This window comes from Syntrophomonas sp. UBA1041 (assembly GCF_002316705.1).
Classification (GTDB): Bacteria; Bacillota; Syntrophomonadia; order Syntrophomonadales; family Syntrophomonadaceae; genus DTU019.
In genome coordinates, this window is the sequence record NZ_DCEA01000042.1 from 10,638 (window position 1) to 18,793 (window position 8,156).

General features: G+C 43.0%; 6 protein-coding genes. 2 read left to right on the plus strand and 4 right to left on the minus strand.

From position 1 onward, the window contains the following. Both B2633_RS06930 and B2633_RS06935 read left to right on the plus strand, forming a co-directional pair. Nucleotides 1-1,626: M56 family metallopeptidase (locus B2633_RS06930; RefSeq protein ID WP_483169890.1), on the plus strand; the 1,626-nt coding region annotated here is incomplete at its 5' end. A gap of 203 nt (nucleotides 1,627-1,829) precedes the next feature. After that, complete coding sequence (locus B2633_RS06935; protein ID WP_276620207.1) at nucleotides 1,830-3,068, plus strand: copper amine oxidase N-terminal domain-containing protein; 1,239 nt, start codon at nucleotides 1,830-1,832, stop codon at nucleotides 3,066-3,068. Nucleotides 3,069-3,757: 689 nt separating this feature from the next. Here B2633_RS06935 and B2633_RS06940 read toward each other — a convergent pair. From B2633_RS06940 to B2633_RS06955, 4 genes are all read right to left on the minus strand, one after another. Next, on the minus strand, nucleotides 3,758-4,111 hold the full coding sequence (locus tag B2633_RS06940) for a DUF5615 family PIN-like protein (protein ID WP_061212643.1): 354 nt from the start codon (nucleotides 4,109-4,111) through the stop codon (nucleotides 3,758-3,760). Between the two features lie 7 nt (nucleotides 4,112-4,118). Continuing rightward, entirely contained in the window at nucleotides 4,119-4,349 is a 231-nt protein-coding gene (locus B2633_RS06945; protein WP_061212644.1) for a DUF433 domain-containing protein, read from the minus strand. A 271-nt stretch (nucleotides 4,350-4,620) separates the two neighbouring features. Next, nucleotides 4,621-5,493: a helix-turn-helix domain-containing protein gene (locus tag B2633_RS06950; RefSeq protein WP_483169891.1), complete on the minus strand. Its 873-nt coding sequence runs from the start codon at nucleotides 5,491-5,493 to the stop codon at nucleotides 4,621-4,623. Nucleotides 5,494-5,863: 370 nt separating this feature from the next. Then, on the minus strand, nucleotides 5,864-8,156 hold a 2,293-nt coding region (locus B2633_RS06955), incomplete at its 5' end, for a DEAD/DEAH box helicase (RefSeq protein WP_483169892.1).

Sequence of the window (8,156 nt, forward strand, 5' to 3'; positions counted from 1 at the left end):
GGAGCTTCGGATGTCGAGCAGGTCCTTGCAGGTCATGCAGAGGCGGAAGCAATTGATAATGCCGTACTGATTATGAATAATATGCAAACTGGTGTCATGACCAGTGGTGAGGGAATTTCCGCTGCAGCGGCCATAGACTGGCAGCTTTTGATGATGATTGTCTGGGCAGTAGGGGCTTTTGCTTTAGTGTTATGGTTCATTCATGTAAACCGCAAGTTTGGTAAGAAGATCTCTAAAAACAGAATGTTCCTAATGTCCGTTAAAGCAGATAAAAACGGTAAGCTAGCCGTTGACGAGAAAGGGCTTATTCATCGAGAGGCCGATATTAAAACAACAAAATTGCTGTCAGTATATGTGGTAGAAGGTCTTGATTCCCCATGTCTCATGGGATACAAAGGAGAAGTGGCCATTTATGTTCCTTCTGAGGTAGCTGCCGATCAGGAAAAGCTTCGTTTTGCTATTGCTCACGAGCTATGTCATTACAAGCACCATGATTTGATCTGGGCTATTGTCAGGGGTGGACTGTTGGCATTTTACTGGTTCAATCCTTTGGTATGGGTAGCTGCAATAATGTCCAAAAGAGATTGTGAGTTGGCCTGTGATTACGGTGTACTGCAAGAGATCGGAAAGGAAGATAGGCTGGCCTATGGCAGGACCTTAGTAGACTTAATAAAGCAAAGTGATCATAAGGGCGATGTTTTGCAAATGGCAACTACCATGTACGGCAGTACAAATGGGATAAAGGAGAGAATCACTCTAATTGCAAAGAATAAGAAAATGAAGACCACTACCTTGATTGCCGTACTTTTGATTTCTATATTTGCTGTCGGTTATACCTTTACCGCAGCGCCAAATAATGTAGAGGGTTTGAGCAATGACGACAAAAAAGAGATCGAGGCTTTCGCCATTAAATGGGCAGATGCGTTTTCGCAGAGAGATGCAAGGACTATTCACGAATTGTGTGAAAGCGAGGAGCTATACTTAACAATCGGCGGCATAGCGGAAAATGGAGAGTATTGGATGGGTTGGTCCAGCCCATGGCCTTGGAGTAAAGATTATGTGATAGACATAGAGGATAATTCAACTATTCATATGTATTATTATTTCAGGACATCAGACCCCTCAATTTATGTGGGGAAAGAAACTATTACGGTGAAAAAAATCGAGGGCGCGTATAAGGCGACGCAGGTCACGATGAAGTTCTTCAAAAGCATTAAAAGCAAGGCTGACTTTGATGTGGCATTCGAGCCCGGATTCCCTGATTTTATGCATTTAGCAGCTACTTATCAGGCTCAGGCAGATAAAAATGTCCGGGGCAAAACCGGGATCTTTGAGAATCCAGTATCGGCTGCCATTCATCAATTAAACCTTGTAGGAGCAAAGGTGACAGGATCTTATCAAGACCAAAATGCGGAAACCCCACTGGCCGTGGTCAAATTTGCATGGGAGGACGGCGAAGTAGAAGTCAACTTAATCCAGCCAATGTTGACCGACGAGAGCGGAGCTAAAAGACAGGCCTCAATTTGGATCGTAGTTAACGAAGATTCTACAGACAACAATGCTATAAGTGACGGTACTACAACCAGCGATCCGCAGCACATCGAAAAAATCAGCGCTCAGAAGTGAACTCTTTAGTTCTTGGAACCTCTGGAACCCTATGGCTATAAGTATGTTTTGTATGCTTAAAGGTGTTTGGAATTTGAGTAGTAAAAAGGAATAGTAAGACACATCATTTATATTTAGCGACATAAGGAAGCAAAGAGTGAGGGTTAGAGGAATACTACATGATATTTTATAAACGGAATACAGAGAAAGGAATGATCATTATAATGAAAAGATGGTTAATGTCCGGTTTGGTGTTAGTATTCATGCTTTTTGCAGTGAATACCAGCGGTTTTGCCAATGCTGCCGCAGGTGAGAATGATGTTCGTGAAAAATTAAGGAATGAAGGGGTCTGGTTGACTCCAGAAGAGAGTGCGCAGCAGAAAGCTGAATTGGATAACCTTCAAGATTCCTTGGACAATGCAGCTAATATGCTGGAGAAATTGAAAGCTCCTTCATTGCAGGTGCAATTAAATGGCGCCATAGTAAATGTTCCCCCTTATATGAGTGTAATCGAAGGCCAAGTCATGGTACCATTGCGGTGGTCAGCCGATTTACTAGGAGCCACTTCGGTAGAATGGGATGCCGCCACCCGTACGGTAACTATTACGACTCCGCAGGATTTCTATAGTATGGAGAAATTCAGCGCTTATGCCAGGGTCCTAAAGTCTCCTGTTGAGAAACTTAACGATCAAATCTGTCCCTTGCCGGATAAGGTTAAGGACATGGGGTTACCTGAACTGCTGCCCGACCGGCATTTTGTGTTGAATCTGGAAAAGTTTGAGCCGGCAAGAGAAGGACTGACCCTGCCCGCACCCCGCCCTTATATAACCATCACTATTACCTGCCCGGACGGCACTTATGAACATAGCAGTGTGGCAAATAGCATTGAAAACCACTATGGCCATTATTATCTGCCTATGGACTGGCTGGGATACCTATTTAATGCCCGGGTTAGTTATAATGAAGCAGCCAATATACTGTCCATTCAAACCCCTGACCTAGAGCAAATCAAATCCGAAATTGAACGCATAGAAAACGCCCTTATTCCTGACAGTGCCGAAGAAGCCGTAAAATTATGGGGTCGGGGTATGCAAACCCGCAATGGAGCTCTGCAGTATTCAGCTTTGTCACCCCTGTTGCGTCAGGAAGCGGATAAAAGCGCTTATGTCCGTCAATCTTACTGGGTTACCGGCTGTTCAAGTCCTCAGGTAGGTCCTATCACCATAGAAAGCCGGAACGAGCTTAGCGATACCAAAGTCGAGTATACCATTTCTTTCCCGGAGATCTTTTCCGGCCAGACCCATGCTATAGCAACTGAAAAAATGGTGGTAGAGAAGCTGACCGATAACAGTCAGGCAGGATGGTTTATTACGCAAATACTTAAGACCAGCGGCTATGGGATTATTGACGATGAGACAACCTCACTGGACAACGGCAAGGTGGTATTTATAAAAGATAACTAGAAAAGCCCAAACCCAACATAAAAAATAAGTAATACTCAGCCAGGGTAATGTTTTAGAAGCAATACTGAACCCTGGTTTATTTTTTGCTGGTACCTATATGCTCGTGCCTTAATGGTACCGCTTTTATTCTGCACAAGGATAGCAATGAAGGATCAGGGGCAACAAAGTTACCCCTGCTATCCCCGGCAGAACCCCCTCTGGCGCTCGGGTTGCTCCTCAGCATTGCCCTATCCTCCAGATGGGTAAGAGCCAACTTTATTATATCTCAATTTTCCTAAGGCAACTCAAACGTTGGTGATTACTTGGACTGGATGGACTATTTTTGTCTTTAAAACTTTGTTGGGGGGCTTGACAAGGCCCTTCCATATCAGGGGACGGGGGTGTTGTCACATTTATATCCTTGAAACAACACCTCTATTAATTCCAGTTAATCCGCATCGATTAAGCGTTGTTTTTCTTCTTTCCCCAGATACAAATCTGCATTTAGTCATATGCGGGATGGGATGGAACCCATCCCATCCCAATAATTTACCATGTTATTCGTAGGGGCAGGTTTCCATGCCTGCCCGTTTAGCGACATATAAAGGTGTCAAGGGCGTGTCAATACCCCCGTCCCTTTGACACAGGCTTAAGCCGTTAATTTGTGCTCATAATAGATCTTGACATACACTGTTGTATACTGCCAAAGATTATTTGCGAATTCTGACCCTGTCTTCTTCCACAATCCATAATGATCCTGCTGGATTATAGTCTTCAAACAAGATAAGTAACTTGGTTATGAGCACCTGTATTTGTGATTTATTTTGATTTTTGGCCCTTATGACAATTATTCCCGCATATGTTTGTGGTGGATATGCAAGGATATCAGCGAAGTCGTAGTCAAGGGTTATTAGAATTCTTTGTTCCCGGGTGCAAGTATTAATAAGCTTATCATCCGAGCAACCATTCAGACCTTCGGACAATACCGTTTCTACATCATACCCGTAATCAATCATTATATTACTAATACTCCATGGCAGATTCTCATCCAGTTTAAATCTCATGACAACCTCAAATCGCCACATGACGTTCACGAGCTAACAAAGCCGCATACGCCAAAGCTGCATCGATATCAATAGACGTCAATGAAGGATAGTCCCTTAACAATTCTTCTTTCATTACCCCACTGGCTAAATTGTCCAGGATAACCGCAACCGGAATCCTGGTGCCAACTATACAAGCTTGACCATGACATATGTCTGGACTTGAACTGATGCGATTCATCAATGCATTGTCAGCCATTGCCTTACCCCCTAAAGAGTTATGTGTGTGGGCCGGAACCCAAACCGGTTGCTTTGCCTGATAATATTAACCAACCTTATTTCTATTTTATCATGAAAGCTTGTCAATTCAACTTTTGCATTACGACAATGCATGCCAGATGGGGACCAATTCGGACAGCATTTATCCTTATCCTTGTATAAACCAACAAGATATTTTTCATGATGGCGTATCTCCACTATTTTGAAGGTTTTCTAGTTTTTTGTGGTATTCGAATTTGCGCTCTTATTTTTCATTCTATTTTTCGGGCTATGATCGAGCTTACTGCATGTTGATGTGAGATATTGGCTGACATACAATCTATTATTTGTTCATCGTAATAAATAATCTCCCAATCATGATAATAGCCTGCCAGGTCGCCCGACCTGTAGAAAAACTCATTTTTCTCCCAGTCAGGTGCCAATGAGATAAAAGGTTTCTCCACAAACACCAGGTGAGCGTTCAATCCCCTTACCTGCGTGTGTTCTTTATACCTTTCAAAATGCTTCAACCGCTGGTCTAGCGGTAAAAACTGCAAAGCCCCCATTGAATAAATGACATCATAATCATCAGTGAGCTCGTAACCAATCATATTAGCATGAATTGTACTTATAGACAGTCCATTTAGCTGGCTGTACCTCTTGGTTTTCTCCATCCCGGGTAAAGAGATTTCCAAGGCATCAACCAGGAAACCACATTTAGCAAAATAAATGGAATCCCTCCCTTCGCCGCTTCCTATGTCTAATAAACGTTTACCTGCTGATTGACTGCCCATCAGGTTAACGATCTGCTCCGCTAATACTGACTGCTGCAATCCCCAATAATACTCCTGCTTTTCATATTCATTATCATACGGACTAGCCGGGATGACTACATCTTGTCCGGTAAGTAATCGATCAATAGAGGTATCCAGTACCTTTGCTATTATCGGCAACAAGGCCGTATCCGGTAAAGCACGCCCTTTTTCCCACTTGGAAACCGCCTGCCCAGTAACCCCTAGCAGGTCGGCCATTTGTTCCTGAGTAAGCCCTTTTTCCATGCGTAAAAATGCAATCCGCTGTCCGGTATTAGAGATATTAAACACAAGTTTACCCCCTTTGTTCGGATTATCGGTGCTAATAATCAAATTGTACTTTACCGGTATGCAAATATCTATCGAAGGTCAGTTGTGACATGCTTGAATGATTCAACTCACAGTTGGATTTCTTCCACCCCCAATAGCCCTCCAGAAAACGATAAAGTCGCTCCGCTAAAACGCAGGAACGGCTTTATTACTGGATTTACAGGCAAAACAAAAACCGCCCACCGATAAAATTCTTTTTATCAATAGATGGTAGAATATTTGGCAAAGGCACTAACTATTGATAAAATGCACCGCTCAAATCAAATCGTTAAAATTTGCACCTCTTTTGCACCACCACAGTGTCTATATCCAAATCCTTAAAATTTAGTATGGTAAATGCTGATTTTTCGGTGCTCACGGCATATTTCGTCTTCTATGAGCAGATCAGCGTCAACGGGATTGCGTATGTATCCTTCAGATAAGCCTCTGCACTGCAAAGTACCTGATGCATTGAGGTAGTAATTTGGGTGCTATCGACACCCGGTTGAACTATATAAACCCTAAACTCCGATGAATAGACTTTCAGTTTGTTTTTTAGGATAAACATTAACTTGTTGTCTCCAATCTCATATCGCGAGGGTTTCCCATTACTGGCCCTGTCGCTTTCGCGTCTCATAAGTCGTTCCAGCATAGATTTTGAATCACTTGCCCATTTAATACATTTTTCCGTTTGCCCACAAACTTCATATAAATCCCCGACCCTCGCTCCAGCCTTTGGCGCACTCGAATATTTACAATGGTATAATTCAAATAAAAGTTTGTTATTTGCAACGTCTTCTTGAACTGCGATGACATCTGCCACTTCTCCAGAACCGTCATCATCGAAAATAAGACAGTATTTACCTGATGCTTTTAATTCTGAAATAAGTTTATATTGAATGCTTTCCGTCGCTTTGTCTGTCCCCTGGGATTCTTTACTGATATCGATCCCAGACCAATCCCACGGGATAATGCTATCTGTAGGAAATGTAACTGGACGGGCTGTTTTTAGTTTGACAAGAAGATTGCCCTCAAGGGACGACCCATCAACAAACCATATTGTCGGAGGGTTATCCATGAAAAAGTCTCTAATGAGCATCTCTCTGCCGCGGCTGAAACGTATGCTTATAATTGAACCGCTTTTATGGCTAACCGAATACCCAGTCGATGTTATTTTAAGAGTGAACTCCTCTTTGAAGTCATCGTTTCCCACTGAAAAAGTTAATTCTGATGTTTCATCAAATGAAGTCAACCTTATGTCCATAAGGAACGACTTGGAATCAGTTAGAGCCGTTTTTACGGTGATTGATCCTTTCCAGTCTTCTTCAATTTCCGATGGAAAGTCGATTCGATAAGGAACAACCGCAGGCCGTGCGGTGATTTCCTCTGGAACAAGTGCACCTTTTAGTACGGTCGTGGTATCAATAGCCGAGTTTAAAATTTTCTCCGCTTGTTTATCGCACCAGTCTTTCCAGTAATTTATGGTCTCAACCCACTTTGCCCAAATCGTCCCTTTGTAGGAACAACCAATACTTATACTGCTCCCATTTTCATAACCCACGCCAAACAGGTTTGATTTTGTTGCGGTACCTGTAGTTGCCCCGGTTATTCCTTCAGCAACGTCGACACCGGCGAACATTCTGTAGCGGATATGATGATTGGAAACGGCGGTCTTAAGCCCAACAGTAGAAAGCATCAATCTGTTTATTCCTGAAAGGCAACGGAACACATCTTCTCCGGCTATTCGTTTATAGTTGTCAAAAACAGCTTCAGCCAACCTATCAGCTATTCCTTTATCGGTCGTGTTGATGAAAAATACGTTTTTCGTTTCGTTCCAGTAAAGAATGTGCAGATTCCAGTTGTCATCCGTTATGTCGCGACAAGTGGTCCAGTCCACGTTGCTTGTGCGAAGCTCCGTAATTATCAAAATTTTCTCTGTTTCATTTACGTAGTGGTGACTATGCTCCTCGTTGAAGACCTTGCTCCATCGCCGCCAATACCACTGGGACTCGGTCGTTGTATACATGAACATACTGATTTTCGGTCTTATCTGATTTAGTGGAATGACTTCTGTCCCCGTGAAGCCACGAGCCAATTTCTGCAATTCTACTTCTCGACCGATTTTTTCATCCGACGTGTCTTTGAGTATTTTATTCCAGTCCGCATCTTGCGAATACAATTCTTCCAAGGACTCCTGAATGTCGTCGTCGACAATATTGGCCACAACGGAGGCTTCGCCAAGGTCAGCCTGTGTCCGGGCAAATCGTCCAATGAACTGCATCGTTATAGGCAAGGACATATATTTGTCGTGGATTGCACATATCTTCAACTGTGGGATGTCTATCCCTTCGCTAAACATATCTACACAGACGATGATTTTTGAAGTCCCGTCATAGACCTTCTGGAGAGCAGTCCGATTATCGGTTGCTTTGTTTCCACTAACGATTAAAACTGGGGAGTATTTTGCATATTTACTCTGGTACACGTTTTCATATAGCGCTTTCGCACGGGTTTGTGTCGAAGCCCGAACCAGTAGTAAATGCGGGTATCCTTTTGCTATGTCCGCCTCAAGAAGATCAATCGCTTTTGCTGCTACAGAAAAGTCCTTTTTGTCATTATCGAATTCATAAATCGGATAAAAGTTTATCGGCTTGAAATACCCACGCTCTTGGGCAAGAGCAAGCGGA